18 protein-coding genes are annotated in these 26,434 nt (G+C 59.0%); 6 read left to right on the top strand and 12 right to left on the bottom strand.

Annotated features, from left to right (window positions below):
• Positions 1-28 precede the first annotated feature (28 nt).
• Together bfr and CU048_06330 are read right to left on the bottom strand one after the other, a co-directional pair.
• Complete coding sequence (gene bfr / locus CU048_06335; GenBank protein QBR70965.1) at positions 29-520, bottom strand: bacterioferritin; 492 nt, start codon at positions 518-520, stop codon at positions 29-31.
• Positions 521-707: 187 nt separating this feature from the next.
• Positions 708-947, bottom strand: coding sequence for a (2Fe-2S)-binding protein (locus CU048_06330; GenBank protein QBR70964.1), 240 nt, complete (start codon positions 945-947; stop codon positions 708-710).
• A 316-nt stretch (positions 948-1,263) separates the two neighbouring features.
• Between CU048_06330 and CU048_06325 the strand changes: the two genes are divergently transcribed.
• Positions 1,264-2,787 (top strand): malonyl-CoA synthase, encoded by a 1,524-nt coding sequence (locus CU048_06325; GenBank protein QBR70963.1) that lies wholly within the window; start codon positions 1,264-1,266, stop codon positions 2,785-2,787.
• A gap of 37 nt (positions 2,788-2,824) precedes the next feature.
• Here CU048_06325 and CU048_06320 read toward each other — a convergent pair whose 3' ends face one another.
• The 6 genes from CU048_06320 to CU048_06295 all read right to left on the bottom strand — a co-directional run bounded on the left by CU048_06320 (position 2,825) and on the right by CU048_06295 (position 12,312).
• Positions 2,825-4,600, bottom strand: coding sequence for a serine/threonine protein kinase (locus CU048_06320; GenBank protein QBR70962.1), 1,776 nt, complete (start codon positions 4,598-4,600; stop codon positions 2,825-2,827).
• Positions 4,597-5,382, bottom strand: coding sequence for a serine/threonine-protein phosphatase (locus CU048_06315; GenBank protein QBR70961.1), 786 nt, complete (start codon positions 5,380-5,382; stop codon positions 4,597-4,599). Before CU048_06315 ends, CU048_06320 begins: the two co-directional genes overlap by 4 nt.
• 4 nt (positions 5,383-5,386) lie before the next feature.
• Positions 5,387-6,082, bottom strand: coding sequence for a type VI secretion system-associated protein TagF (locus tag CU048_06310; GenBank protein QBR70960.1), 696 nt, complete (start codon positions 6,080-6,082; stop codon positions 5,387-5,389).
• 4 nt (positions 6,083-6,086) lie between these two features.
• Positions 6,087-9,512, bottom strand: a complete 3,426-nt coding sequence (gene icmF, locus CU048_06305) for a type VI secretion system membrane subunit TssM (protein ID QBR70959.1) — start codon at positions 9,510-9,512, stop codon at positions 6,087-6,089.
• A 36-nt stretch (positions 9,513-9,548) separates the two neighbouring features.
• On the bottom strand, positions 9,549-11,006 hold the full coding sequence (locus CU048_06300; protein QBR70958.1) for a type VI secretion system protein TssL: 1,458 nt from the start codon (positions 11,004-11,006) through the stop codon (positions 9,549-9,551).
• 106 nt (positions 11,007-11,112) lie between these two features.
• Entirely contained in the window at positions 11,113-12,312 is a 1,200-nt protein-coding gene (locus CU048_06295) for a type VI secretion system-associated FHA domain protein TagH (GenBank protein QBR70957.1), read from the bottom strand.
• A gap of 255 nt (positions 12,313-12,567) precedes the next feature.
• Here CU048_06295 and CU048_06290 point away from each other — a divergent pair, with 255 nt between their 5' ends.
• Entirely contained in the window at positions 12,568-14,250 is a 1,683-nt protein-coding gene (locus CU048_06290; GenBank protein ID QBR70956.1) for a hypothetical protein, read from the top strand.
• Positions 14,251-14,394: 144 nt separating this feature from the next.
• Here the strand turns inward: CU048_06290 and pnp are convergent, their stop codons facing one another.
• The 4 genes from pnp to CU048_06270 form a co-directional block, all read right to left on the bottom strand.
• Positions 14,395-16,539, bottom strand: coding sequence for a polyribonucleotide nucleotidyltransferase (gene pnp, locus CU048_06285; GenBank protein QBR70955.1), 2,145 nt, complete (start codon positions 16,537-16,539; stop codon positions 14,395-14,397).
• 398 nt (positions 16,540-16,937) lie between these two features.
• On the bottom strand, positions 16,938-17,207 hold the full coding sequence (locus CU048_06280; GenBank protein QBR72707.1) for a 30S ribosomal protein S15: 270 nt from the start codon (positions 17,205-17,207) through the stop codon (positions 16,938-16,940).
• Positions 17,208-17,501: 294 nt separating this feature from the next.
• Complete coding sequence (gene queC / locus CU048_06275) at positions 17,502-18,209, bottom strand: 7-cyano-7-deazaguanine synthase QueC (protein ID QBR70954.1); 708 nt, start codon at positions 18,207-18,209, stop codon at positions 17,502-17,504.
• Positions 18,210-18,394: 185 nt separating this feature from the next.
• Positions 18,395-19,570 (bottom strand): hypothetical protein, encoded by a 1,176-nt coding sequence (locus CU048_06270; GenBank protein QBR70953.1) that lies wholly within the window; start codon positions 19,568-19,570, stop codon positions 18,395-18,397.
• Between the two features lie 482 nt (positions 19,571-20,052).
• Between CU048_06270 and CU048_06265 the strand changes: the two genes are divergently transcribed.
• The 4 genes from CU048_06265 to CU048_06250 all read left to right on the top strand — a co-directional run bounded on the left by CU048_06265 (position 20,053) and on the right by CU048_06250 (position 26,434).
• Positions 20,053-22,575 (top strand): hypothetical protein, encoded by a 2,523-nt coding sequence (locus tag CU048_06265; GenBank protein ID QBR70952.1) that lies wholly within the window; start codon positions 20,053-20,055, stop codon positions 22,573-22,575.
• A 31-nt stretch (positions 22,576-22,606) separates the two neighbouring features.
• Positions 22,607-24,490 (top strand): glucose-methanol-choline oxidoreductase, encoded by a 1,884-nt coding sequence (locus tag CU048_06260; protein ID QBR70951.1) that lies wholly within the window; start codon positions 22,607-22,609, stop codon positions 24,488-24,490.
• A 138-nt stretch (positions 24,491-24,628) separates the two neighbouring features.
• Entirely contained in the window at positions 24,629-25,060 is a 432-nt protein-coding gene (locus tag CU048_06255) for a hypothetical protein (GenBank protein ID QBR70950.1), read from the top strand.
• Positions 25,061-25,084: 24 nt separating this feature from the next.
• Positions 25,085-26,434, top strand: a complete 1,350-nt coding sequence (locus CU048_06250; GenBank protein QBR72706.1) for a hypothetical protein — start codon at positions 25,085-25,087, stop codon at positions 26,432-26,434.

Genomic DNA, 26,434 nt, shown 5'->3' with positions numbered 1-26,434 from the left:
TTTTAAATTTCGACCGCAATGACCGCGATCATGCCTCGATGCTGTCTTCGAGCCCGCCGACATGCTTTTGGCTGTAAAGCTGCACGCCAAGCTGCTTGATGAGTTCCAATTGGGTTTCCAGAAAATCGATGTGCTTTTCTTCATCGATCAAAAGATCGTCATAGAGTTCCTTGGAAACCCGGTCGTGGACCGAGATGCAATATTCGGCAGCTTCAGTATAGAGCGCGCGCGCCGAGAGTTCGGCTGCAAGGTCGCAGCGAATAATTTCTTCTACTGATTGTCCGATTCGTAGCGGATCCAAGACTTGAAGATTTGGAAATCCTTCGAGGAAAAGGATACGGGAGGTAAAGCGGTCGGCATGGCGCATTTCCTCGATCGATTCTTCGCGCCATTTCTTCGCTAATTCTTTAAAGCCCCAATTATCGAAAATACGAAAATGCAGCCAATATTGATTAATCGACGTCAGTTCGCTGCGCAGGCTGCGATTCAAATATTCGAGGACCCTGTCATCGCCTCTCATTATGCCGAACTCCCTTGATTATGGCTGTTGTGCCGGCAAAGCCGCGATGAACGCCGAGGGCCCATTTCGCCGATGAAGTGATTGTGTCAGATTAGAATTATAACAGATTAAATCCACGCGGAAAGAGGGCGCGCGCAGCGTGGTGGTGGAAAAGGCAGGGATTTGAAGCAGATTGCAACGAGTCCGCTTATGAAAGCGGGCACGTCTCCGTTTCCTTTTGGCGCCGCGAGTGGCACGAAGAGGGAGGCGGCGCCGTGTTGGCTAGGGCCTCTTTAATGATGGTCTTCAGAGTTGTCATGCAACGACCGCAGGTCGGGCTGCAACCAAGGCATTTGTAAACCCCTCCAGGCGTACGCGGGCAGGCGCCGCTCTTCAGCGTGTCCCGGATTTTCGTGTCGGATATGACATTGCAAGAACAGACGATCATTCAGGCACCCGACAGGTCCAGGGACACATTGGAAGGTTTCCGACAACTAGCTCATTGTTGAATAATGCACAAGACAAGATTGGGATGTAACAAATGTTTCAAACTAAAACCTAAGCAATTCCTAGATTAGATTGGCTCAAAACTACAGTACAACACCAAGAAGCTTTTTGCCCCTTTACAGGGCCCCTTTGCAAGCCTTTGCTCGGCTGGTAAGGCCAACTGCACCGTCGCTAACACCTCCTCGTTCTGGTTCGCCCCGCACCTCTTATGTGGCGTCGCTCGAAGACCCTGCAAGTTTGAAGCCAATTCTCTGCCGATGAAAAACCATCTGTTCCAAAAGATTCGTGACGCTATCGCAGGCCGGGAAGATCGCTGCTTTCTGGAAAACGCCGGTTCCAGCTTGACTTTTGCGGGGATGATCGAGGGTTCGGCGCGCTTCGCCTCGGCCTTGGTGCAATTTGGTGTGGAGCCCGGGGACCGAGTCGCCGTGCAGGTCGAGAAATCGGTCGAAGCGCTCATGCTATATTTGGGCGCGATCCGAGCCGGCGCGGTGTTTCTGCCGCTCAACCCAGCCTATACGGTGACCGAACTCGATTATTTTCTCGGCGACGCAGAGCCTAAAATCCTCGTCTGCGATCCGGCCCGGCGCGAAGGGCTGGCGGTCTCGGCGGCGAAGGCGGGACTGCGATCCGTCGAAACATTGGGCGCCGACGGCCGCGGCTCATTTGCCGACCGCGCCCTGGCCCGCGCTCCCAATTTCATCGATGTTCCGCGCGGGCCGGACGATCTCGCCGCGATTCTTTACACGTCGGGCACCACAGGCCGTTCGAAGGGTGCCATGCTTACGCACGCCAATCTCGCTTCGAATGCCGAAGTGCTCGCCGCCTATTGGCGTTTCTCGCCAACCGACGTGCTCCTTCATGCGCTGCCGATCTATCACACGCATGGGCTCTTCGTCGCCGTGAACACTCTGCTTTTCTGCGCCGGCAAGATCATTTTCATGCCGAAATTCGATGCCGACGAATGTTTGGCGCAGATGCCGCGTGCGACCGCCATGATGGGCGTGCCCACCTTTTACACACGGCTGCTGCGGCACGAAAATTTGTCGCACGAAGCAACCGCACATATGCGGCTGTTCATTTCCGGTTCGGCGCCGCTTCTTGAAGAAACCCACCGCGCATGGCGAGAGCGGACAGGTCACGTTATTCTCGAGCGTTATGGGATGACCGAGATCAATATGGCCACGTCGAACCCTTTTGAAGGGGAGCGCAGGGCAGGGAGTGTCGGATTTCCGCTGCCGGGCGTGGCCTTGCGTCTGAGCGATCCGGAAACCGGCGTGCCAACGCCCGCCGGCGAAATCGGCGTGGTCGAGGTCAAAGGGCCCAATGTCTTCAAGGGCTATTGGCGTAATCCGGAAAAGACCGCGGCCGAATTTCGAAGCGACGGCTTTTTCATCACCGGCGACCTCGGCAGAATCGACGCGGAGGGCTATGTGCACATTATCGGGCGCGCCAAGGATTTGATCATCAGCGGAGGGTTCAACGTCTATCCGAAGGAAGTCGAAATCGAAATCGATGCGCTTCCAGGGGTGGTCGAAAGCGCGGTCGTCGGACTGCCGCATCTGGACTTCGGCGAAGCCGTCGCGGCAGTGGTTGTCGCAGCGGCGGAGGTGACCGAGCCCTTGGTGTTGGACGTTCTTTCGCAAAAGCTCGCCAAATTCAAATTGCCCAAAAGGGTGATTTTCGTCGACGATTTGCCGCGCAATACGATGGGCAAGGTCCAAAAAAATCTTCTGCGCGAGACTTATAGAGATTTGTTCAAGGTGCCCGCCGTGGGTTGAAGGCCCTTCCGCGCAGGGCTGTCTTCGAGGGGCTCGATCAATCCTCGACCTTGAAGGAACGCACGGCGGCAGCCAGGGCGCTCTGGCTTTGCTTGGCTTCGGCGAGCATTTGCGCAAAGATCTTGTTCACGCTCGAGGGCTGGCCGAACCGGTGGCTCGTCGAACCTTGCGGGTTTGCGACCGCAAGGACCAGTTGAAGTTTTCCATTGCCGAGCTCAGTACCCGTACGCATGCTGAACGAGACGCTATCGCCGCCGGAGCCGGTTGCGGCGACCGGAACCATGTACAATGTGCCATCGCTCGCAACAACAATGACATTCACCTCGCGGCTGCCCAGCCCGGCCACCGTTCCCTTCAGATCTTGACCGACGGTCAAGGACGACTCTACGAGAGTGAGCATTAAGGGCGCGGCGGGCGTATCACGCAAACGGCCCAGGAAATCGATGGCGGGGCATTGCGCGGCGGTGGCTTCACGAACACCGACATCAGCTTCGAATCCATTGTCGCGCTGAAACGCGTCGTCGAACCCGCGAAACGGAGCCGTGGAGGTTCCAAACCCTTCGACGGCGACGATGTGGGCGCCGATGGCGACAGGTCGAATGAACATGCATCCATCGAGCGCATAGTCTTTTATGAAAGCTTCGATGCGCCCTCGTTGGCCCGGCTCCGAGGTTCCAGCGAAAGCCGGCTCGTCCGAGTCCGGCGCCGGTATATCGAGCTTCGTCAATTCCATCGGCGCGAGGCCTGGCTTCACAGGCACCTCTTCATCCGGGGTCAAGCTCGGGGTAGGCGGTCGCGTAGACGCCGGCGCAGGGCGCGTGATCATATAGGCGGCGATAGCCCCGCCCATGAGGATGGATGCAACGCTCGCCACGACAAGCGGCGACCGCGCGAGCGCAAATCTTGGCCGGGGACGGATCGGCGACTGGGCCAATGGCTCGCTGGGCCGGGCCGGCGCCGCTTCGTACCGCCAAGCGGCGACCTCGGCCATCGAGGATGGCCGGTCGTCTGGATTGGGCTGCAGCATCCACTCGATCAGAGGCCGCAGACGCGGCTCAATCGAACTCAGGTCCGGAACCACGCGCCGCTTTTCGAGCACCTCGACATGATTGCCACCCATGTCGAGGGGGCTCTCGCGAAGCGATTGGGCAAGGACGAGGCCGAAGCTGTAGATGTCGGACTTCGGCGTCACCTCGGCGCCGAAAAGGCCGAGCTGCTCAGGCGAAACATAATTATATTTGCCGGCAAAGCCGCTGCCGACCACGGTGCCTTCGTCGTCGAGCCGGGTCGAGCGCGCGATGCCGAAGTCGATGATTTTGGCGCGCGCCATATCTCCACCCGGGATGATGATATTGTCGGGTGAAACATCGCGGTGGACGATCCCGCCTTCATGTGCGGCCTGGAGTCCGGCGGCGACACGTTGGATCAGACGTTGCGCGGCCTCGAAGGCGAGCGGTCCACCCCGCAGGATGGACGAAAGCGATTCCCCATCGACATATTCCATCGCGAGATAGGGGCGGCCAAGCACGGGGTCGATCGTGAAGACGTAATAGCGGACGATTGCCTCGTGATAGAGATTATGCAGCGCGGCCGCTTCTTTCCGGAACATGCCGAAAGCGGCGTTGGCTTCGGCGAGATCGGAACGAATGAGTTTGATTGCCACCACGTCGCCGGTTTGGATGGCGTGGCCTTTGTAGATTTCGCCCATGCCGCCAGCGGCGATGGGTTCGTCGATTTCAAAGATGCCGTTGAGCTGCGTTCCGGCCGGAATAATCGGCCGCGTCGATCCAAAGCTCGCAGCCTCGTCCGTCATTGCGTCGCCGTCGCTTTCGCCGTTGAGGAGGGCGGGAAGACGATGGTCGAACCATGCGGCGCATAGCGGGCGATGACGACGGTCACATTGTCGATCGCACCCCTTTCGAGGGTGAGCGCGACCAGCAGGTCGCACGCGTTCTGCGGTGCATTTGCGTGCGCGAGTTCTAAAATCTCCTGGTCCGTAACATGCGCGGTCAGCCCATCGCTGCAGATGACGAATGTATCATCTTTTTCGAGAACACCTTGGGTCGTTTCAAGATCGAGTTCCTGGTAGACGCCGACGGCGCGGGTGACGACGTTTCGGCGAGGCCAGGTTTCCGCCTCTTCCACGCTCAGGACACCTTCGGCAACAAGCTCGGCAACCTCGGTGTGGTCGCGCGAAATCTGCACGATCTTGCCGCGCCGCAAGAGATAGACCCGGCTGTCGCCCGACCAGACGCACGCATAATAGCCCTCACAGGCAAGAAGGGCCGCAACCGTCGCGCCGATGACAATTCCACCGCGCTCGCCGGAGACCCGGAGGATGCGCTGATTGGCGGCCGAGAGCCGATCCTTGCAGCGGGCCACCAGAGCGTTGACGGAAGCTGATGCTGCAATCTTCCCCAGGAACTCGACCACGGTGGCGCTTGCGAAGGAGCCGGCATCATGCCCACCCATGCCGTCCGCCACGGCCCATACGCCGATTTCAGGGAGGACAACGTAAGAGTCTTCGTTTTCCGAGCGAATCCGGCCGGTGTCGGTTGCTGCTCCGCTATCGAATTTTCGCAGCCTGTCGGTCATGAGCTCATCCTGGTTGCAAGAACGCCCGAGGCCGATTTGGGAAGCCTAGCGACATCATATTACCTAAAGCATTTGGGTCGGGCATGGCATTTTCGGTCCAAGCCTGGGGTTCGCGGCTTTCGCTCCCGGTGGTCCACCAATAGGTCGTGGTGCCGGCCATCAGGGGATGGGGCGGTTTGCGCCGGAAAGCGGCGAGCCTTCCTTTCAAGAACTGACCGGCCGTACTCTTGGAGCATGAACCGCCCTCGGTCTCCGGCGTGTTTGCGAAAGCACATCCGCCGAGATCCGAAAGCGCTTTCACGGTTGCCTCGAAACATGCATCGGAAGCGAGCCTCGACAGCAGGAATTCCTCGACGCGCTCGAACCAGGGATCGTGGCGGTCGATGTCAGGCGGCGCGAGCATGTCGGTTTTGTCTTCAGAGATGCCGATGAGAGTGAGCGGAAATAATCGGCCCAGGGCATCCATGGACGGCATAAACGCGCCAACTATCGCTTCACCGCACACGGAAGGCCCTAGCCAGAATCGCCAGATCGGTGCCGTTATGAAAAGATTTTTCCAATCGGCATCGGGCAAGTGCGCACGGCATTCCTCCATGCCCTTTTCCATCCAGGGCTCCCAAACCTGCAAGAAGGCGCGCGGTACCGCAATCGCGATAAAATCGCGTTTGGCCGGAAGCTTTCCATAGAGGCCGCACCGCATGAATTCAGCCTCCGTCCGGACACTGAAAACTGCGGAGACGGGAGATATTGAGCGGGTTGCGGATTGCGCTTGAGCTGAAGCGGTATCGCAAATCCTGTCCACCCAGAGAAAACGTAGTCACCGTCCCATCGCTGTTCGTGCGTCCTGCATCGAGCAACCGATAAAGCGACCAGACCCCCGTTCGCTCCATCGAGGCGATAGCGCGTCCAGCTGGTGCAAAACTGATTGACGCGCGGTGATCTTCCGCAGCACCCGGCCATTGAACGCTTGTGGAGGCCGATTCTTTGGGTTGTCCCGCTATTGCCGTCCCATCGATATCGATTTTGGCGGCGGGGTTTGGAGGCGGCGTCACGCCGATCGAGAAGCCGGGCGAAGCCGGATTGGCACTAAAAAACGCGTCCCGGATTTCCGCCGCCCGTTCGAAATTTGCAAGCGCATCCGGCGCGAGCTGCTTGGCAAGCGCGCTATCCTGGCGCCATTTCCATCCGGGCCGGTTGATGTCTGCCGCGCCGGAAACATATTCGTTTACAAATCGATCGATCGCGCCTTTGGGACCAAACATCTTGGCGAAATCGTCCAGGGTCACCTCTTGGTCCGCGCCGCGCGCAAATGGATATTTTGTTGCGATCCTGTCCCGGCACGTGAAAGTGATGGTGTCCCGCAGATCAAGGACCGCTTGGGTGGCGCCAAAATTACCTGTCTCGCGGGCCACATCGTCAGCCGTTTTCTCGATCATGCGTTGGAAGGGTTGTGGCAGGGACGCGCCGTCGCTCTTGAGCTTTGCGACTTCGCTCGAGAGCTTCTTTGAAAGCTCTGTGGCCTTCGTGGTTTTCGTGGCGAAACTGCTCAAGTCGGCGTGTATTTCATTGAGCTGCGAGAGCACGCCGTCGATGGGCCGTTGACCTTGTTCATCCGAAACCAATTGATGATATGGCCGCAGGGCGGTGGCGATCATCCGGGCCGCGGTCTCACCGGAAGCGCCCGTTATTTTCGCCGGGGCCGGCAACGTGCCCGAAGCTTGGGCGAGATCGACGGGCTCCAGGCCTTCGAGCGAAGTCTCGTCCCTGATCGATTCGAGGATCCGGGAAATTGGCGAATTGGACGACGCGGCGGCCGCGAGCAAGGGGTAAGTCGGCCGCCCTTCGGTCAATCGCCGGATCCGCAGTTTGCCGATTGCTTCATTCCAGGCGCCGATAAAAGCCTTGGTGTAAATATCAACCAGGTTTTGCTGCAAATGATCAAATTGCGCGGAGACCGCCGGCTCAACTCCGGTCGGACCCAGCACCGAGCGGTCGCGCGTCATCTCCTCCTGGATGCCTGGCAGGCGTTCAAGGAATGCCTGCACGAAGCCGGCCTTCGTATAGAAATAGGGGACGCGGATCGTCTCGTTTGGATCCTCGAAGATCAGCGAGGCGCCGGCGCCGCCATTCTGCACCGCAGTCCAGTCCTCGCGCAGACTGGCCTTGGCCCGAGCGGCAAGCAGTTGATAGGCCCGTTGGGCGACATCGACGCGCGTCAATGTCGCTTGGGTCCGTTCAACGAGAGGTCCATTCAAAGACACGAAGCTGTCATGCCCAGTTTCGAGATCGAGCATCGCCGCCAGATGCTCCTCTAGTTCTTTGCGGCCGTCACTGTTCTTGGGTCCTGGATAGAGATTTTCCGACCAGTCCCGCGTGACCCAATTGGTTACCAGACGCCGATCGACCGTTTGCAGGCCCCCCAGCATCAAATAGACTTTGAGCGCTTCCAAGAGATAGGCTGGATCGTCGGGGTGCTCCTCGATCTGTTCTTCCAGGCGAAACACGAGGCGTGGGCGAAACATGCGTTCGAGGCCCGTGCCATAGGCGGTCTCGGCGGCGGATTCGAGCCGCTCGGTTTGACTCAAGCCCCAGGCGCGAGGCCGTGGCTGGCTCAAAGCATGGTCTGCAAAACCATCTGGCAAAAAGCGCAAGGCATGAAGTGCCGGCAGCACCTTGCCCAAGTCCCGGTCCATGACCGTGTTGGAGCGGCCGACCCCCGCCGCCAGCGTATGATATTTAACCACCGCGTCTTCGCTTTGGGCGATCTCGTCGCGTGTGTTTGAGTAGCTTATCCACCAGGCGCCGGCGATCAGCGACGCCACAGCGGCAAGGCCGACGAAGGCCATGGTTGTCGCGATTCGATTGGCGCGAACCGACGAAACCCAGCCGGCTTCGCCGATGACCACTTTTTTGATCAGGTCGGTCAGGAAAAAACTTTTGCCCTGGCCCGAATAAGCGGGCCGGCCAACCGCTTCGCCGCCGAACCCTTTGACCAAGGCGCCGAGCAATTGATCGATCGGCGTGCCCTGCTGGGTGCCCGAGGTAAAATAATAGCCGCGCAGGGCGGCATTGACCGGATAATATTGAGGATCGAAAATCTTGTTCAAGAAGCCGATGATCCGTGGCCGCAAGGCCTCGACTTGGGCGGGGAATCCAAAGAGAAGCACCCGGACCTCGGGATCTTTTTCCTCCGCGAGCCGGCTCGGAATGTTCATGTTCAGCCGCAGGACGAGCGATTCGAATTCATGATCGGCATCGCCGAGCATGGATTTCGTCTTGTCCATGGTTTGAAACGTCGTGCCCCAGACCTGGGCACGGCCGGCCTCGTCGAGATTTCTGAAAAACTCCGAAAAGCCGATCACAAGATCGGCCTTTGTAAAGATAACATAAACCGGAAAATCGACTTTGAGCTGGGTGTGAAGCTCGATGAGGCGGGCCTTGATCGCCGCCGCATGGGCGGTCACATCCTTATCGTCGAGCGTAAGGAGGTCCTCGACACTGATCGCGACAAGCACGCCATTGATCGGCTGGCGCGGACGATTGCGCTTTAGCAGCGCGAGAAAGGAAAGCCAGCTCTTTTGGTCGGCTTTGGCATCGGAATCCTGGGTCGTGTAACGGCCAGCGGTGTCGATCAGAACCGCTTCCTTGGTGAACCACCAATCGCAGTAGCGCGTCCCCCCGGTGCCGGCCACGGCGCCCGGCGTCACCCCTTTGGCGAGAGGGAATTCAAGCCCGGAATTGACCAGCGCGGTTGTCTTGCCCGAGCCCGGCGGCCCGATGAGGACATACCAGGGAAGATCGTAAAGATAATTGGCCCGGCCGCCGCGCATCCCGCGGAGAACGCCGAGTGCCTCCCGCATTCGGCCGGCCAAAACCGGCGCGTCGCTGTCGTCGGCGCTGAGTCCCAGCGCAATTCGCTCCGCGCCCTTTCGGCGCTGACTGAAACGATAGACCGCTATGCCCGCGACGAGAACGAATTCGAGCAGCATCGCGACAATCCGGTGGTCCGTATCCTCCAAAGGATAGATACCCCCGACCGAAACCCAGGGACCGGCGAACCAAATCAACGCTGCGATCGCTCCTGCGCCGGCAAGATTGACCAAGATTCGAAGCCAAGTCGTTTTATTCATGAAGTTTGCCTGTTCGCACCCCTGCGAGCGCGAACTTTAATCGCTACGGGGGACAAGGATTTCGACCCTGCGGTTCTTGCCGCGTCCCTCGACCGTATCGTTGGAAGCGATCGGGACGTCCGCTCCCTTTCCTTGTGTCTCAATACGTCCAGGATGTGAGAGGGATTGCTTGAGCAGCGCGGCGAAAACGTTGGCGCGCTCCAGCGACAGTTCGAAATTCGAGGCGAAGCGTGCGTTCGCGATTGGCGTATTGTCCGAATGGCCAACGATCTTCAGCACGCCTTTCTCATCATCGAGGGCGACGGCGATTTCCCGTATCAAAGGTCGTACGTCGTCAAGTACCGTCGTCTTTCCGGGCTGAAACAGAACCCGGTCGGTGATGTGAATGACGATTTGATTGGCGCTGGGCTCGACGCTGAGGGCACCGGCTGTGATTTGCGGGCCCAGGGCCGCGCGAATATGTGCGATTTGCGACTCCTGCTTTTCGGTCGGGGGCGGGGGTGGCGGCGGCGCGACGACGAGCTTCCGGCCGATCGTCATGGGCGTTGCCGGATTGAGCGCCGTCATCGCCTCGGAGACCGCTTCCGCGCGATTGCCGAGCGACACGCGCGTGGTAATGAAAATCCCAAACAGCAGGAGGCCGACGAGCCCGGCAGCGGTCCAAAACGGCACGCGGGGGCGGACCGCATGGCTCGCCAGCGGCTGGCCTTCCCACCGAAGCGAGAGGGCCTTGGGCCGGGGGATCGCTTTTTGCAAAAGCTCATAGACCCCATGGCGGACATCCCCAAGGGTCGCGGCGCCTCCCGGCAAAGACTGCTGGGTGCCCTGAAAGCCAAGCGCGAGACAGGCATGGAACAGTTCGAGCAGGTTCGCCTGGGCCTTTCCGTCCGCCTTGACACGATCGAGCTCGTCGAAGAATCGTCTTGCGTCATTGCTTTCGCCAAAAAACCTTGTCATGAGGCCCGATCGGCGGGCCTCGATTTGGTCCTCTTCTGGAAGATGCGCAAGGACTTCGTCGGCGGTGGCGCATAAGACATATTTGGCGGTGTTGGCTTCTTTCACCGCGACCCCGTAGGCGCGCATCTCGCGCTCGCAGGTCTCGATGGCAACCGCGATTTGTGACGTCAGGGCGGACGGCGGAGCGCGCAAGAGCGAGCTGCGCAGGCGGCCCAGCAGAAGGAGGAGCGGGCTTGCCGCGCGCAGGATCGGATTATCATTCGGAACGCAGAGGTTCGCTGCCTGGATCGCCGCTCTGCGCGGCGGTGGCACAGCTGGTTCTGGTGTCCCCGCAGGACGAAGGGGAAGCCGCCGGCCAGGATTCACCAGAAACACGGTTTGATCGTCGGAAAAGCCGCCCGCCAACGCTTCGCCGAGGTTCTGGTTGCCGAGCGAGGGCTGTGGCGCCGGCAATCGCGGGTGGACAAAGGGCATCGGCTGGAAAACCGTGCGGTCGCCGCTGTCTTCAAATCCAGGAACCGGATCTTTTTCGCTCATCGCTTGGTTCCTGGCAGTTCCACGCCCTCCCGCTCCTGACGATTAATTGCCTTAGTCAGGAATGTCATCCGAAATACGCGAAATGCAGCGTTCGAGAGCTGCGCTCTCAATCCTTATCCTTTGCCCGATCGTAGCATTCCGCGAAATAAAGCATGAACGCGTCCATGAGGCCGTCTTCGTGGCGCAATGATTTGGCCTGCCAACGGGCCACATACATATCCCACGCCCTGGCCTTGCGGGAGCTGAACAAAGCGGCAAGCCCGGTCTCCGGACCGACCGCCTCCTGGATTGCCGCCGGTTCCAAATCCTCGACAAGCATGCGGACCGCCTGCTGCATCGCCGAGAATGTGGTGATCTGGTGGGTTTTCAAATCCGTGAAGGCACTCTCGAAGGCCCGCTTCGCGTCGAGATAGGCGCTGGTGCGCGGCCCCAACATGATTTTCAGCGCATCATTGTAGGTAGGTGCAAATTTCAACGGATTGTTGTCGAGCGCTTGGATGGTCGTCTGACTCGATGCCCGCACGAAGCGCTTCGTCTGGACGCGGGCGTTGAGAAGCTGAGTAATATTTTCGACCGCGATGCGCATGAGGCTGCCTAATTCGTCGGCAGTGCTCAAGGGGTCGCGGCGCGCCAGGATATGTTCGGGAACCCCTGCCGCAGCGGCGAACCGGCGAAGGAAATCGTCCAGGGTTGGGCCTTTCTCGGGCGCCGGACCTTGCCGCGACTCCGGCTGCTGGTCGCCTGGATCTCCTGCGGTTCCCCGTGGATGTCGATCGGGCGTGGTCCAGGCTTGCATCTCCAGGGCCTGGACGTCTTTGCCGTGGGCATCGAGCGGCTTGGTGGAAGACGCGCTTTTCGGAACTCCGGTCTTATCGTTTGCATGAGCGGCGATTGCCTCGGCATCGGTTCCGGCAACCCATTCGGCGTCGGTCGTGCCACGCTCGAATTTCGATCCGAGCAAAGGCGCGTCGGTCAGCGGGTCGTACCCGTCGTCCGTCTCGACGGCGACGATATAGGGGCCGATTGTCAGACGGTCGCCGTGGCAGAGCCGATAGGGCGCCTGAATTCGGCGCGGATCGTCATTGAGAAATGTACCGTTGGTGGAAACGTCGTGCAGCCAATAGGCCTCATCGCGATAGCGCACTTCGCAGTGCTTGCCCGAAATGAAGCGGGTCGGGTCCGGAAGTGTCCAGTCGACGTTGGAGCTGCGGCCAATATCGAGACCGCGCTTGTCGGAAAGCCTGACGCGGATCGGAGCGCCATTCGGCAAGCTTCGCTCGTTCTCGATCGTCAGGATCAGCGTCATCGAAGCGGCTCCAACACTCAATCTGAGGTTGAGTTTCCCAATTGCGGCCTTCGGGCGTCCCTCAACTTGGGCTGACGCCCCGCCGTCACGATCAAGGTCGCCGCCGACTCACCTTGGCCTTCGCCATGAGCGCTGTCCAGATGACATCGGACGTCCAGCGTGCGCCAACGCACGCTGCAGTCGCCCAAGCGCCATCCTTAACCTGAACTTGGTTTGGCGTCGATAGGTGCTCATGTTAAGGAAGGTGTCGACCACATGCGAACCGGTGCTATGAAATTTAAAGGGTTCGGCGCCACGGGCGTTTTCATTGCCGGCTTCGTTGCGCTGATCCTTTCGACGAGCTTTGCCTTGGCGGACCGGCGCGTCGCCCTTGTCCTCGGCAATTCCGCCTATAAAAATCCGGCTCTGGAACTCGCCAATCCGCGCGACGATGCCCAGGACGTAGCTGCGGCGCTGCGCGGGCTCGGCTTCGAGGTTCAGCTGGAAATCGATGCCGATATAGCCACCTCGAACAAAGCCCTTCAACAATTCACGCGCTCGGCTGTCGGCGCGGACGCGGCTCTCTTCTATTTTGCCGGCCATGCGATCCAATATTTGGGACAAAATTTTCTTTTGCCGGTCGATGCCGACATAAAGGACGACATCAGCCTGCCGTTCGAAACCATCTCGGTCGAAAATATCCGGGCCTTGCTCGATCGTTCGGACGGCGTCAAGATTGTGGTTCTCGATGCGTGCCGCAATAATCCGGTCGCTGAACGGCTGGCAAAGATCGTTTCGGCGTCGCCGCCGGTCGTGGTCGGAGACCGCGGCCGAGGCCTCCAACGCATCGACAAGATCGAAGGCTTGCTTGTGGCCTATGCCGCCGCCCCTGGGGAGGTCGCGCTCGATGGGGAAGGCCGCAATAGTCCGTTCACCAAAGCCTTCCTGCGCCGGCTGAAGGAGCCGGGCCTGGAAATCGAAATGATGTTCCGTCGCGTCGCCGGTGATGTGAATGCCGAGACCGGCGGCCGGCAGCGCCCCGAGACCTATGTTTCCTTGGTCGGCGAATATTATCTCAATCAGAACGACAAGATCGCCTGGGAAAAGCTTCGCGCGACAGAGGACCCCGCCGCACTTCGCGATTTCATCGAGCATTTTCCGTCGTCCTTCTACTCGGTCGAAGCGCGGTATCGTTTGAAGGCGCTGGAGCGGGCGATCGCGGATGAAAAAGCGCGCGGCGGATCGTCGCTCGCGGCCGACGACGATGCGTGTCACCGCGATAGTACGATTCTAGAGGGGACGGAGGATGTCGCCCGCCTTCGGAGTTTGATGCAGGCAACGCCCTGCGATGCGGTCAAGACGGCCGCCGCCGCCAGGATTCAGGACATCGAAGCATCGCTTGAAAGAGATGCGGATACGGGATCCGCTCAGAAGGAAATTGACGCCGCGTCGAGGGCCGCGGACGTCAACAGGCCGCTTCAGATCGCCGCCCTGCAAACCGAATTGCGGAGACTTGGTTGTTTTGACGGCAATGAAAGTGGCACGCTCGACGCCAAAACCGAGCAGGCTCTGAGCCGTTATTTGGAAAAGCGGGGCCGCCCGGCGATCAGCGAGATCAAGATCGACGATCAGGTTCTGGCCGATCTGAAAGAGCAAAAGGCGAGTGTTTGCGTTGCGCCCGTCATTGCCCGACCGGAGCCGCAGAACGGGCGGTTCAAGCGGCCGAAAAGAATCGATGCTCTGGCGCGCCGTCCGCAGCCGGATCAAGCAGTTTCGCTGGCGCCCCCGCCGAAACCGCCGCGCGTGCGGCCGCCGGTGGCCGTGCGCGCGCCGGCACGTGAAGCCAGCCAACCGCGTCCGCAAGCCGAACCCTCATCGTCGCCGCCCTCCGCGCAAAATTCCGCCAATGCCGGCGCCCACCCGAACGGCGGCGCCGCGCCGATGGGCGTGGGCTTCTGACATTTTGGGGCGATTGGCTGAGAGAATTGACTGGTTCGAGGGCAGCTTGAAAGCTGCGGCCCGGCGCGCAGCTCAATGCGCCAACTCAGTTGCAGCGCATTCGAGCGGCGGACAGGGGCCGGATTTCCGGCCCCTTTCGCATGATTATTCGCCAGCTTCCTGCTGTTCGAGCTTTTCCTTGGCTTCCAGATCTTCGCCGGTCTCTTGATCGACGAGGCGCATGGAAAGGCGCACCTTGCCGCGATCGTCGAAGCCCAAAAGCTTCACTTTGACCTTGTCGCCTTCCTTGACGACATCGGAGGATTTGGCGACCCTTCCCTTCGCAAGTTGCGAAATATGGACGAGACCGTCCTTGGCGCCGAAGAAGTTCACAAAGGCGCCGAAATCCACCACTTTCACGACGGTGCCTTCATAGATTTGGCCGACTTCCGGATCATTAGCGATCGACTTGATCCAATTGATCGCGGCGCGAATCGAATTGGCGTCGGCAGAGGCAACCTTTACTGTGCCATCGTCCTCGATATTGATCTTGGCGCCGGTTTTCTCGACGATCTCGCGGATGACCTTGCCTCCGGTCCCGATGACCTCCCGAATCTTGTCGGTCGGGATTTTCAAGGTCTCGATCCGAGGCGCGAATTCGCCCAGTTCGGCACGGGCGCCGGTGAGCGCCTTGGACATTTCGTTCAGGATATGAAGTCTGCCTTCCTTGGCCTGATCGAGGGCGACCCGCATGATTTCTTCATTGATGCCGGTGATTTTGATGTCCATCTGAAGCGATGTGACACCTTCCTGGGTGCCGGCCACCTTGAAATCCATGTCGCCCAAATGGTCCTCGTCGCCGAGAATATCGGAGAGAACCGCGAAGCGCTCGCCTTCCAGGATGAGGCCCATGGCGATGCCGGCGGTCGGCCGCTTCAACGGGACGCCGGCGTCCATCAGCGCGAGCGAAGAGCCGCAGACCGTCGCCATTGAGGACGAGCCGTTCGATTCGGTGATTTCCGACACGATCCGGATCGTGTAGGGAAACTCGGCAGCCGTCGGCAGCATCGGACGAATTGCCCGCCACGCCAGCTTGCCATGGCCGATTTCGCGCCGTCCGGGCGAACCCATGCGGCCCGTCTCGCCCACCGAATAGGGCGGAAAATTATAATGCAGAAGGAAGCGCTCCTTGTAGGTGCCTTCCAAACTGTCGACGAATTGCTCATCCTCGCCGGTGCCGAGGGTCGCCACGACAAGGGCTTGGGTCTCGCCGCGCGTAAACAGCGCCGAGCCATGGGTTCGCGGCAAGATTCCGACTTCCGCAAGAATGGGCCGAACTGTTTTGACGTCGCGTCCGTCGATTCTGATCCCCGTATCGAGGATGTTCCAGCGGACCACCTTGGCTTGCAACTCGTGGAAGACTTCCGCGACGCGTTCCTTGGAAAATCTTGCCTCGCTCTCGAGCGGGAAAAGTGCCGCGGTGACTTTGGCTTTCACAGCGTCCACCGCATTATAGCGGTCTTGTTTCGCGGTAATCTTATAGGCCTCGCGCAGTTCCGCCTCGGCGATCTGGCGCACCGCTGTTTCGACCTCGTCATTGTCCACAACGACAAGATCGCGCGGCGGTTTGGCGGCCTTTTCGGCGAGCCGGATGATCGCGTCGATCACCGGCTGAAACCCCGCATGGCCGGTCATCACGGCCTGGAGCATCATTGTTTCCGAGAGTTCCTTGGCTTCCGATTCGACCATCAACACGGCGTCGCTGGTTCCGGCCACCACGAGGTCGAGCGATGAATCCTTCAATTCTTCCAAGGTCGGATTGAGTTTCAGCGCACCGCCGATAAAACCGACGCGGGCGCCTCCGACCGGCCCCATGAAGGGGATGCCGGAAAGGGTCAAGGCCGCGGAGCTTGCAACCATCGCCAAAATATCGGGATCGTTTTCGAGGTCATGCGAAAGCACCGTCACCACGACTTGGGTATCGTTGCGGTAGCCATCCGGAAACAAGGGACGAATGGGGCGATCGATGAGACGGGAAACCAGGGTTTCCTTTTCCGAAGGCCGGCCCTCGCGCTTGAAATAACCGCCGGGAATGCGTCCCGCCGCAAAGGCTTTTTCTTGGTAGTTGACGGTCAGGGGAAAGAAGTCGATGCCGGGCTTTGGCACCTTGGCTGAGACGACGGTGGCAAGAACCGTCGTTTCCCCATAGGTCGCGACGACAGCGCCGTCGGCCTGGCGCGCGATTTTGCCGGTTTCGAGCACGAGCTTGCGCCCCGCCCAATCGAGTTCTTCACGATGGATTTCGAACATTCATTCGTCTTTCTTAGATTGGAAAGGCGAAGACCAACACCAAAGCAAGATGGCGAGAGGCTGCGAACAGCGCCTTGCGATCCTGCCATGGAGGTTCAGTCTTCGCCAGAGTTGGGGTGGCAGCCCCATGCCGCCACGCTCCGATCCTACAGCCGTCTCCGGCTTCTCGCCTATATTTACACCCGTTTTTGCGAAAAGTCCGAGCATCGGCATTTTTGGCGCCCAGCCTTTTCGGCAAGGCAACCGTTTTTGCCAGCGCAGGCAAGACTGCGCGCTGTTCGTCCGAACAGGAAACAAGGCTCAGCCTCGGCTTGCGTGGAGTGCAAGCCGGCTAAGTTCAATGCGCTGCACTCGAGCAGAGAGAGGCCGTCAACGCGCGGCTTCCGATGCAAACGCGGTTAGCGGCGGATGCCAAGGCGTTCGATCAGCGACTTGTAGCGTGGCTCGTCCTTCGCCTTGACATAGTCGAGCAGCTGGCGCCGCTGCGAAACGAGCTTGAGCAGACCACGACGCGAGTGATTGTCTTTCACGTGAGTCTTGAAATGCTCGGTCAGATTGGTGATCCGCTCGGTCAAAATAGCAACCTGGACTTCCGGAGAACCGGTATCGCCAGGTTTCAATGCATAGTCTTTCACAAGCGCCTGTTTGCGCGTCGCCGTAATCGACATCGGATAAACCTCGTTTGTATGATCCAGGGATGTTTGCGATCCGTTCGGTCCCGGCCAGGATGTCGTCCAGCGAGGGGTCCGGCGGATGCTGCGCACCTTGGCGCGCTGCACGCTTATACACGAAACCCGCAGGGGGGAAAGAGGGCGGCGCGCTTTTGACCGGCGCGGCGGGTCGCGCGGCGGCCTGCGGCGGAAAGTCGCAGCCGTTTTGGCTTCGGAGCATGGGCGTTGCCAGGATAAGGCGGTGCCTTAACTAAGCAGCTTCCTTCGAATGGGGCCCTTAAAATGCTTCGTTCAGGACCGGGAGGCGGCATATTTTCGCCAGCCCTCGGCGCGCAGGCGGCACGCGGGACAGGTGCCGCAACCGTAGCCCCATTCGTGCCTGAGACCTCGCTCGCCGAGGTAGCAGCTATGGGTTTGCTCGATGATGAGATCGACAAGGCGCGCCCCGCCGAGCGTTTCCGCCAAATGCCAGGTCGCGGCCTTGTCGAGCCACATCAGTGGGGTTTCGACCACAAAACGGCTGTCCATGCCGAGGTTCAAGGCGAGCTGCATGGCTTTAACGGTATCGTCGCGGCAATCGGGATAACCGGAAAAATCCGTCTCGCACATGCCTCCGATGATGTGCTTGAGGCCGCGCCGATAGGCGATCGCCCCCGCCAGGGTCAAAAACATCAGATTGCGCCCGGGGACGAAGGTGTTCGGCAGCCCGCTCTCGTCGACAATGATCTCGATATCCTCGGTCATCGCGGTTGAAGAAATCTCGGCCAGAGCGCCGATGGAGATCAAATGATCCTCGCCCAGCCGTTCGCCCCAAGCGGGAAAGCTTTTTTTGAGCGACTCGCGGATCAGATTGCGCTGATCGAGTTCCACCCGATGGCGCTGATTATAGTCAAACCCGACGGTTTCGATTCGCGCATATCGATCGAGCGCCAGGGCAAGGCATGTAGTGGAATCCTGGCCGCCCGAAAAAAGGACCAGCGCGGTCGCCGTCTCGGTCATGGCAGAGCGCCGGACGGCCGCGAGGGATCATCCGAGCAGCCCGCCGGGCAGTGCCACAATCGCCTAAAGTCCCGTGAAGTCTTTCGCGCGCCGCCGTCTTGCATCGTCTTTCCTGGGGTGCGGGGGTCGCGGCAGGATAAGCACGAACAAGACCGGCGTGAAGACGGCGCGTTGACAACGATCGCCTAAAAAACCTCGTCGCCGGTTGGCTCCTGATGCGGCGTGTTGTTCATCCTCTGGCGGAATCTCGACAATTCCGTATAGAGCCTGAGCCTCACGCGGCTCTGATTGCCGAGAGGCCTATGTTCCGGCAGGGAGTGCCATGGATTGTAGGACAGCGTTTTGGCGAAAGCGAATTGCGCGGGAGAGTCGAATTTTTGCGCGGGAATGTGCAGCGTGGCCACCGGCACGCGGGGGGATAATTTTTCCGGCCAGAGAACGGCCGCGTTTTCGATCGGCATCCGGAACGGGTCGGTTTGAACCTGCACGCGAATATCGAACTCGACGTCTTTTTCCGCGAGCGTCTTGACCATATTGTCGCGAAGGTAATTGAACGGCGCGCGGAACGGCAAGCCCGGTATGTCGCGACAGACTTCGGTTCTTGGATAGAAGGAATATTGCATCGCTTGGCCTTCGCCGAGAAGATAAGGCACGCAGCTGTAATAATATTGTCCAAGCGGATTATATTGCGTCCCGTTCCACAGCGACTGCATGAAAAAATCGAGCAGGTGCGTGTCCTTGGGGTTGAGGAAATAGAACACCGGCATTTCCCTTGTGCTCCAATCCTGCAGTTTCGCATTTGCGCGGGTGTCGGGCGTGACGAAGGTGGGTGTACAGACGCAGAGAAGATCCTGGGTGAATTTCTCATCATCGAGCAGCTTCGGACCGGGAACGCCCATTATTTTAATTGTCATGCTGCCAAAACCGACGTCGTTGATATCGGCGGGAACATCGGGACCGGGCCCCGAATAGCGGACCCAAACCGGATAGGTGCGGGGCTCGGCAAAGATGCCGTGTCGCATATGGACAGGCACATCGTCCCGGATCGTCAATGTGCCGCGGACAATTCCATGGGTCTTGGTGTTGCCGCCGCGCTCATAGGCTCCCGGCTTGAAATGATTACGCATCTGCTGCGCCATCTGGTCGATGATCTCCTGCTCGAACTCCTTCTCATGGGGGAGAAGCCGTTCCTCGGCCAGCCGAAGACCTTCATCGCTTCGTTGCACATTGATCAGGAATTGGATGATTTTCGCCAGAGGCTCACGAAAAATCCGGTCGAACTGCGGCCGGAACCAGGGTTCCAATCGGCGTTCCACGTGCAGGAAGAACACCAGCGCGTCATGCAATGCCTTGAGGAACATCTGCTTATCCTTTCACCGTGGTCCGCGAACACATCTTGTCTTGAATAGACCGATGGCCTCATCGACGAAAGCAGCGGGACGATCATCCACAAGTGCTTTAGGTTAACATTCCCCTGCGAATCGGAAAAGGCTCCCCGTGCATACCTGTCGTTCGGCACAGGCCGACGTTGCTTCTCGCGCGTTATTCGCCAGCGGCGAGCAGAGGGTCGGCGTGCCTACGACATGAAACTAAATCACTATTCGCCACGCACAAAATAGGTTAGCTTTCAAAACTCTGCCCGTCCGCTTTTCGCGGGCTTCGCGCACGCCACGATCGGTGGCTCGTTTCGGGGGAAGCGTTTTTATGCTAGGGGCATCGGTGTCGTTGCGGCGCCCGAAAGCCTTGGCGATTGCATGGGTTCAAACCAAATTTTCTGCTGGCTTTATTAAATATTAAATGCGCGGGGCTTTTGCGGCGCAACAAAAAAGGGGGAAAGGGGACTATGGCGCGATTGAGAGTGCTTGGCGGCGGGCTCGTCATTTTGTCGTGCATGATTTTTCTCTTGGGCTGTGATTCGTCTCCGCAATCCGGGCACGTGGTCGATGAGGCAAAACGCGTTGGGCGGGAGGCCGCCAGTTTTCCGCAGGCTTCGGAAGATTATTTCCATGACATGGATAATGGGGTCGCCCTGACGCCGGAGGAAATCAAGGGCCGCAATATGTGGGTGGTCTGGACCGGCGGGAACGACCGCTTCTGGGACAAGATGACCGCCGCAACATTTGGTGGCTTCGACCTTCTGAAGATCATCAGTTCCTACCCTGGCTTGAAATCCGACCGCGATTCGCGCTGGAGTTGGTTGGGCCTCGTCAATGAGCCCTGCTTCGACAAGGCGACCGCCCCCGATCCGAGCCGCTTCGGTCTTTGGCTCGACATCCGCAACAAGGAATGTCCAGCCGATCCATTCGAGGATGAAAAAAAATATCCGGGGGTTGTGATCGGCGCCCGCGGCAAGGCAATCGGAAAGGACCAGACCCTCCCTGTTGGCTCCTACTTTGGCTATGCCACCGGCATCGTCGGCCTGCGCCTTTTTCCCAATCCGGATTTCAACGAAGACGCGGCGAAAAGCTGGGACGCCAACCGATATTATACCGACGAGAAATACTTCAACGATCCGAATTTGGTGCGGCCCTACAGGGTAGGGATGTCCTGCGGATTCTGCCACGTCGGGCCAAGCCCGATTCACCCCCCGGCCGATCCCGCACATCCGCAATGGGCCGATCTCAATTCGACGGTGGGCGCTCAATACATGTGGGTCGATCGGCTGTTCATTTACGGCGCCGATCCAAAGAATTTCATGTACCAGCTCGTCAAGACCTATCGGCCGGGCGCTATGGACACCTCGCTGGTTTCGACGGACTATATCAATAATCCAAGAACCATGAACGCCGTCTATAATCTCTTGCCTCGCCTTGCCATTGGCAAGCGCTGGGGGAAGGAAACGCTGTCCGGCGGAGAACTCGATAACAAGCAGCTCAACGATTTTTCCTCCGCCCCGGTGCTTACCCAATTCTTCGACAAGCCGGCGACCGTCTGGACGCCGCATGTGCTGAAGGACGGATCGGACTCGGTCGGGGCGCTCGGCGCGCTGAACCGGGTCTATCTCAACATCGGTCTGTTCAGCGAAGAATGGCTTTTGCACTTCAATCCGGTGGCCGGCGGCAAGACGATCAGCCCGATTGAGATCAAGACCGCCGAAAAGAACTCATCCTATTGGCAGGCCACGGAAGCCGGCACGTTCAACATGGCGCTGTTCTTTCTCAAGGCCGGACAGCCGGACAATCTGAAGGATGCGCCGGGCGGAGACCAATATTTGCACGCCGAAGAGGCGTCGCTGGAACGCGGTAAGACGGTGTTCGCCGAGACGTGCGCCCGCTGCCATTCGAGCAAACTGCCCGAAAGTGTCGCGGGTCTCGATCCCTCGGGCTGCGCCGGTCCCGATTATCTCGCCTGCTGGAAACGCTATTGGAATTTTACCAAGACGGATCAGTTCAAGGACGAGATGCGAAAGATCGTCGCCGCGCCTGATTTCCTCGCCGGGAATTATCTTTCAACCGACGTACGCGTCCCGGTGACGCTGCTGCGCACCAACGCCTGCAGTCCGCTGGCGACGAATGCCATTGCCGGCAACATCTGGGATAACTTCTCCTCGACGTCCTACAAGGATCTGCCTTCGGTCGGGACCATCACCGTGCAAGATCCCTTCACCGGGGAACTGCAGCCTTACAAGATGCCGGCCGGAGGACGCGGCTACACCCGGGTGCCCCCGCTGGTCAGCATCTGGTCGACCGCCCCGTTCCTGCTTAACAATAGCCTCGGCCCGTTCAACGAAAGTCCTTCCGTCGAGGCCAGGATGGAAGTCTTTCAGGCTTCGATCGAGCAATTGCTGTGGCCGGAAAAACGCGAGCGCGACAAAACGCTGGGCGACAAGGCGCTGGGCGTGATTGATCGGACCTCGGCGCGAAGCTGGATTCCGATTCCGCAAGGCTATATCTCGGTGCCCGACGCCTTTGAGCCCCTTCAGGATGGCTTCAGGGCCAAGTTGCATCGCTGGTTTCCAGGGCTCGTCGCCTCTGGCGGGGGATTGACGCTCGGCCCGATCCCTAAAGGAATGCCGGTCAATCTTTTGTCCAATATCCGCTTGCGCTCCGAAACCGACGATCCGGTTGAAAAGGTGGCCTTCATCAAAAATCTTGGTGAATTCGTCTTGAAGTTGAAAGCGGATGTTTTGACGCTGCCGGACAATGTCTCCGACGAGGAACTGCGGCAGAAGTTCGCTAATCTCAAGGAGCCAATGCTGAAGCTCAGCAAATGTCCGGACTTCGTCGTCAATCGCGGCCATTATTTCGGGACGGCGGAGTTCAACAATGTGGAGGGTCTGAGCGATGAGGAGAAGTCGTTTGCCCCTGAACCGGTGTTGAGCGACGACGACAAGCGCGCCCTGATTGAATTTATCAAGACGTTCTGAAGACTCCGCGGGCACCGAAGGTTCGTCGCGCATGTATGACTGCGATTATGTTGTCGTTGGTTCGGGTGCGGGCGGCGGGACTCTCGCCGCCAGGCTCGCCGAGGCGGGAATGCGTGTGGTCCTGCTGGAGGCGGGGGGCGATCCGCGTCAAGGCGTAGCGGCAGGGCTGCCGGAGGACTACAATGTTCCCGGCTTCCATCCTTTTGCGTCCGAAAACCCGACGATGAGCTGGGATTTTTTCGTCCGCCATTATACCGACGATGCGCAACAGAAGGCTGATTGGAAGCATCGGCCTGATCCGGCAACCGGCGAAGACAGTATCTTTTATCCACGCGCCGGCACGCTCGGCGGCTGCACGGCGCATAATGCGATGATTTTCGTCGCGCCTTATGAATCCGATTGGGATGAAATTGCGCGCCTGACCGGCGATCCCTCCTGGGCTGCCTCGAACATGCGGCGCTATCTGCGCTTGCTGGAAGACTGCCGGCACCGTCCGCTCCGGCGCTTCCTGCGCTGGTTCGGCCTCGATTGGACGGGGCATGGCTGGAGCGGTTGGCTTCCTACCGAAAAGGCAAGACCCCAAAACGCTTTCAAAGATGATCAGCTTGTGAAATTGATCATCCGTTCCGCATGGAGCGTGATCCGAGACGAACCGCGTTGGAGGGCTGCACTCCGGCGTTTCTTCAAAGGGGAAGCCGATCCAAACGACGCGCGGCGTCTGCGGCACCGGGTGCCGGGGCTTTGCTATGTGCCCATGACGACCGATGGGCATTCACGAACGGGGACCCGAGAGCGTCTCAGGGAAGTCGCGGCGCGCTATCCGGACCGGCTTCGCATCGAGCTCCATGCGCTCGCGACGCGGGTCATTTTCGATGCCGAAAACCGCGCCGTCGGTGTCGAATATTTGAAGGGCGAACGTCTCTATCGGGCTCACAAAAATGCCAGCACCAAGCCAGGGGAACGGCGCGAGGTGCGGGCGGCGCGGGAGGTTATCCTGGCGGGAGGCGCCTTTAACACGCCACAGCTTTTGATGTTGTCGGGCGTAGGCCCTCGGGACGAACTCGAAAGGCACGGCATTTCAATCGTGTCGCCACTTTCCGGCGTGGGGCAAAATCTCCAGGACCGTTATGAAGTGACGGTCGTCCACAAAATGGACCAACCGTGGAGCTGTCTCGTTGGCGCGAAATTCGACAAAACCGATCCCCAATACCGGGAATGGCTCGACAATCGAAATGGCATGTATATTTCGAACGGAGCCGCCATCGCTTTCACGCAGCGTTCGGCACCGGAACTTCTCGACCCGGATCTGTTCTGCATGGCCCTGCTGGCAAGGTTCAAGGGCTATTACCCCGACTATTCCCTCGATTTTCGCAAGGGGCTCGATTATCTGACGTTTGCGGTCTTGAAGGCGCATACGATCAACCGGGCGGGCTATGTGCGGTTGCGCTCCGCCGATCCGCAGGACCGTCCAGAAATCAATTTCCGTTATTTCAATGAAGGCTCCGACTCCGAGCAAAAGGATCTGAAAGCGGTGGTTGCGGGAATCCGGTCCGTCCGTTCCATTGCCGCCTCGGCGACGCGGCTCAGGCCCGGAGACGAAGCGCCGCTGATGGACACGGAATTATTCCCCGGGGCGCATTTGCAAAGCGACGACGAGCTCGCGCAGCATGTGCGCGACACCGCCTGGGGACATCATGCCTCCTGCACCTGCGCGATCGGTGCCCCCGATGCCGGGGGCGTATTGTCCAGTGACTTCAAGGTGCATGGAACGAAAGGGCTGCGCGTTGTCGATGCCTCCGTGTTTCCGCGCATCCCCGGTTTCTTCATCGCGAGCGCGATCTATATGATCGCCGAGAAGGCCGCCGACGTCATTCTGCAAGAAGCGCAATCACAGGACGAATCGCGCCCAGGTTGATGATTTTGCTTCTTCCCGCCTGGCGGGGATTGCGATCCAAATAGTGCTAGAAGCGAACTGAAAATTGTGCAATTCTTTCGCCGGAAAATAGGGCGTTCAATTGACGGCCTGAAAGCGACAACCGGGGGAGGAGCCGCAATGGCCTATGATGTCGCTCAATTGCTTCGCATGAATCAAACAGAACTCGACGATCTGTTCAGCGCCTCGGAGTCTGGGCCAATACCGGACGGTCAGGCGGACGGGACAGCCATCATCGCGCCCGGCACTGCCTATTCTCCTGAAATAGCGACCCTGATCAACCATTTCGCGTGGCAGGGAAAAGTTTTTGACGCCAAGGCCGGGTATTTAAAGAACCGGATTCTGCCCTTCGGCTTCAATGCCATTGTTGCAAAAGTCTACAAGGCGCCGAGCTGGCTGGACGGAAAAGAATGCATCGTCCTGGATTACTCGGATACATCGCTGGTCGCGCATTGGATCCGGGACGAGATTCGCCTCATTAGTCCGAATTTCTATCTCGGCAAGGTCTATTGGGACAAGAAGCGGCTGATCGATTTCGCGCTGAAGTTCTAACCCGTTGTTTTGGTCAAAAATAAAGTGACCCCGCAATCCAATTTCATGGTTGCAGCTCCGATCCTGCCGGGTCGGGAAGCGGAATTGCGCCAGCTTCTGCTGACGATGAACAAATGTCCTGGCACGGTGGATCCGGCCAACGCCCTGGTTCCGTTCGGCCAGTTCGGTACGCTGCATTTTGCCCGTTTCGTAATCCTGGACGACGTCACTCTGGGCGATCTTGCCGCCTATGGCGTAACGTTTCCCGACCCGCCGGTTTATCTCGCTTTCCTTGGCGATTGCGACGGATCGGCGGATCGGCTGCTCGCGGATTTTGCGTTTCGAGCCGAGCCAGGGCTGCGCAAAATCTTTTCCTATTGCAAAGGCTTCCAGCCCAATGAGGATTTGTTGGCCTGGATGCGTAGCCATTCGGTCAAACCGGCCACAGCCTATGTCAATTGGATCGGCCGCACGGTTCGGCAAATCCGCGAGGAAGCGGAGCTGCATGAGGCTTTGAGCATTTATCTCGCCGGTCTCCCCAAAGAATTGCTCGACGAATCCCCGCAACAAATCCGGGCCGAGCTCATTCGCAAGGTGCAGGAAAAAGGGCCGCGTGTATCGCCGCCGGCTCCTACGCCTCTCCTATGGCAAATCAAAAGGCTAGCGCAGATTTCCGTCGCGGTCGCGGCGCTGATAGGCTTTGTTCTGCCTCTTCTGGTGTTGCCGTTGCTCGCTGCCTTCTTTCTTTATGCTCTATTTTTCTTTGTCTTGCTCGCGGCTCTCGGGGTCTTTCTGTACCGTCTGCGGCAGCATGAAACCACCGACCCTGAAATTCTAACGCCGCCCACCTCCGACCAATTGACGGCCCTCGGCGCTATCCAAGATTTTGACGTGACCAACCAATACAGCGCTTTCGGAGCGATCAAACCAGGGCCGTTCCGGCGGCGGACAATGACGTTCCTGTTGTGGGTCATCAATCTTGCCACCCCGTTTCTTTATCCCCGGGGCAATCTCGCGAGAGTGAAGACCATCCATTTCGCGCGCTGGGTTTTTCTGGACGACAAGCGCAGAGTTGTTTTTGCCAGCAATTACGATGGAAGTTCCGAGAGCTATATGGATGACTTCGTCAATAAGGTCGCCTTTGGGCTCAACCTCACATTCAGCCATGGGGTCAGCTACCCCAAGACGAGTTTTTTGATTTTTGGCGGCGCCTCGCGTGAGCAAGAATTCAAGAACACGCAGCGCCGGCACTCGCTTCCGACCGAGGTTTGGTACAAGGCCTATCCGGGATTGACCTTGATGGACATTTCTCGCAATGCCCGCGTTCGGAAAGGTCTGGAAGAACAAAAGCCCATGTCGGACGGAGAAATCCGTCAATGGCTGTCGGAGATATAG

It is taken from the genome of Beijerinckiaceae bacterium, assembly GCA_004564215.1.
Taxonomy (GTDB): domain Bacteria; phylum Pseudomonadota; class Alphaproteobacteria; order Rhizobiales; family Beijerinckiaceae; genus Methylocapsa.
This window is presented reverse-complemented; position numbering and strand designations above follow the sequence as displayed.

Bases quoted from the DNA above. Each gene is read 5' to 3' on its own strand.
- bfr (QBR70965.1), bottom strand. From the start codon at position 520: ATGAGAGGCGATGACAGGGTCCTCGAATATTTGAATCGCAGCCTGCGC.
- CU048_06330 (QBR70964.1), bottom strand. From the start codon at position 947: ATGATCGTCTGTTCTTGCAATGTCATATCCGACACGAAAATCCGGGAC.
- CU048_06325 (QBR70963.1), top strand. From the start codon at position 1,264: ATGAAAAACCATCTGTTCCAAAAGATTCGTGACGCTATCGCAGGCCGG.
- CU048_06320 (QBR70962.1), bottom strand. From the start codon at position 4,600: ATGACGGACGAGGCTGCGAGCTTTGGATCGACGCGGCCGATTATTCCG.
- CU048_06315 (QBR70961.1), bottom strand. From the start codon at position 5,382: ATGACCGACAGGCTGCGAAAATTCGATAGCGGAGCAGCAACCGACACC.
- CU048_06310 (QBR70960.1), bottom strand. From the start codon at position 6,082: ATGCGGTGCGGCCTCTATGGAAAGCTTCCGGCCAAACGCGATTTTATC.
- icmF (QBR70959.1), bottom strand. From the start codon at position 9,512: ATGAATAAAACGACTTGGCTTCGAATCTTGGTCAATCTTGCCGGCGCA.
- CU048_06300 (QBR70958.1), bottom strand. From the start codon at position 11,006: ATGAGCGAAAAAGATCCGGTTCCTGGATTTGAAGACAGCGGCGACCGC.
- CU048_06295 (QBR70957.1), bottom strand. From the start codon at position 12,312: ATGACGCTGATCCTGACGATCGAGAACGAGCGAAGCTTGCCGAATGGC.
- CU048_06290 (QBR70956.1), top strand. From the start codon at position 12,568: ATGCGAACCGGTGCTATGAAATTTAAAGGGTTCGGCGCCACGGGCGTT.
- pnp (QBR70955.1), bottom strand. From the start codon at position 16,539: ATGTTCGAAATCCATCGTGAAGAACTCGATTGGGCGGGGCGCAAGCTC.
- CU048_06280 (QBR72707.1), bottom strand. From the start codon at position 17,207: ATGTCGATTACGGCGACGCGCAAACAGGCGCTTGTGAAAGACTATGCA.
- queC (QBR70954.1), bottom strand. From the start codon at position 18,209: ATGACCGAGACGGCGACCGCGCTGGTCCTTTTTTCGGGCGGCCAGGAT.
- CU048_06270 (QBR70953.1), bottom strand. From the start codon at position 19,570: ATGTTCCTCAAGGCATTGCATGACGCGCTGGTGTTCTTCCTGCACGTG.
- CU048_06265 (QBR70952.1), top strand. From the start codon at position 20,053: ATGGCGCGATTGAGAGTGCTTGGCGGCGGGCTCGTCATTTTGTCGTGC.
- CU048_06260 (QBR70951.1), top strand. From the start codon at position 22,607: ATGTATGACTGCGATTATGTTGTCGTTGGTTCGGGTGCGGGCGGCGGG.
- CU048_06255 (QBR70950.1), top strand. From the start codon at position 24,629: ATGGCCTATGATGTCGCTCAATTGCTTCGCATGAATCAAACAGAACTC.